This is a genomic window from Actinosynnema sp. NPDC023658, assembly GCF_040639995.1.
In the GTDB taxonomy this organism is placed as follows: Bacteria; Actinomycetota; Actinomycetes; order Mycobacteriales; family Pseudonocardiaceae; genus Actinosynnema.
In genome coordinates this window covers 1-1,706 of record NZ_JBFAAX010001118.1, presented here as the reverse complement: position 1 = coordinate 1,706, position 1,706 = coordinate 1, and the positions used below count along the sequence as shown (strand labels likewise).

The 1,706-nt window shown below is 74.0% G+C and carries 3 protein-coding genes; all 3 read left to right on the top strand.

The genetic code is table 11. The features are described from left to right. Nucleotides 1-410, top strand: a 410-nt coding sequence (locus AB0G02_RS38715; RefSeq protein ID WP_360805041.1) for a dihydrofolate reductase family protein, incomplete at its 5' end; no start/stop codon positions are given. A gap of 52 nt (nt 411-462) precedes the next feature. Next, nucleotides 463-786: a YciI family protein gene (locus tag AB0G02_RS38710; RefSeq protein WP_360805038.1), complete on the top strand. Its 324-nt coding sequence runs from the start codon at nt 463-465 to the stop codon at nt 784-786. Continuing rightward, on the top strand, nt 783-1,706 hold a 924-nt coding region (locus AB0G02_RS38705; protein ID WP_360805036.1), incomplete at its 3' end, for a DUF6596 domain-containing protein. The genes AB0G02_RS38710 and AB0G02_RS38705, both read left to right, overlap by 4 nt.

Here is a 1,706-nt window from a genome sequence, read left to right as displayed (position 1 = left end):
TCATGCCGATGCACTGGGACGCCGACGTCCCCGGCTGGGAGCCCGTCCTGGGGGCGCTGAACGGACGGCCCAAGTACGTCGCGTCGACCACGCTCACCGACCCGGCGTGGTCGGGCACCACCGTGCTGCCCGGTGACGTCGCGGCCGCCGTCCGGGAGCTGAAGGCCCGGCCGGGCGGTGAGCTGCAGGTGCACGGCAGCGGCACCCTGGTCCGGTGGCTGCTGGAGCACGACCTGGTCGACGAGCTGATCCTGCTCACCGTCCCGGTCGTCGTCGGCCAGGGCGCGCGGCTGTTCCCCGACGCGGGCCCGGACCTCGCGCTCGCCCCGGTCGAGTCGCGGGTCGACTCGAAGGGCGTGACCATCCAGGTCTACCGGCCCGCCGGGCGCCCGCGGTACGCGACGGCCTGAAGCCGGTCCCCCGAACCCCCGCTGTCCCGACACCACAGGAGATGATCCCCGGATGCGGTACCTGGTTTCCGTCCTCGACGACAAGAGCAACCCCGGCAGCACGGACCGGCTGCCCGCCATCGACGCGTTCAACGAACGGCTGATCGCGGAGGGCCACTGGGTCTTCGCGGGCGGCCTCGCGGACCCCGACGCGGCCACGGTCGTCGACAACCGGGACGAGCAGGCGGTGTTCAGCGACGGACCCTTCCTGGAGTCGAAGGAGTACCTCGCCGGCGTCTGGGTGTGGGAGGCCCCCGACCTCGACGTGGCGCTCAAGCTCGCCGCCGAGGCGTCGCGGGTCTGCGACCGGCGGGTCGAGGTGCGACCGTTCCGGTGAACGGGGTCGACGTCCGTGAAGCGGTCACCCGGGTCCACCACGAGGAGTGGGCCCGGGTGGTCGCCGCGCTGACCAAGCGCTTCGGTGACCTCGACATCGCGGAGGAGGCGGCGGCCGAGGCGTTCGCGACCGCCGTCGAGCGGTGGCCGGTCGACGGCGTGCCGCCCAACCCCGGCGCCTGGCAGACCACCACCGCCAACCGCAAGGCCATCGACCGGATCCGGCGCGAGAGCAAGCGCGACCACAAGCACGAGGAGGCTCGGATGGTGCACGACGACGACCCGCCCGGGCCCGTCGGCGCGGTCGACGACGACCGGCTCCGGCTGATCTTCACCTGCTGCCACCCGGCGCTGGCGGTGCAGACCCGCGTGGCGCTGACGCTGCGCATGGTCGGCGGGCTGACCGTGCCCGAGATCGCCCGCGCCTTCCTGGTGCGGGAGACCGCGATGGAGCAGCGGATCACCCGCGCGAAGGCCAAGATCAAGGCGGCGCGCATCCCCTACCGGGTGCCGTCCGCCGAGGATCTCCCGGCCCGCGTCTCCGGCGTGCTCGCCGTGCTGTACCTCGTCTTCAACGAGGGCTACCTGGCGACCGGTCCCGACACCGGTCCGGTGCGCCACGACCTGACCGCCGAGGCGATCCGGCTCACCCGCCTGGTCCGCGCCCTCCTGCCGGACGACGGCGAGGTGGCCGGGCTGCTGGCGCTGATGCTCCTCATCGAGGCCCGCCGCACCGCCCGGGTGTCCACGAGCGGCGAACTGGTCGCGCTCGCGGAGCAGGACCGCGGGGCCTGGGACACGGCGCTGATCGCGGAGGGCCACCGGCTGGTGCGCGAGCGCCTGGCCGCCGGGGTCGCGCCGGGCCGCTACCAGGTCCTCGCCGCGATCAACGCAGTGCACACCTCCGCCCGCGACATGCGC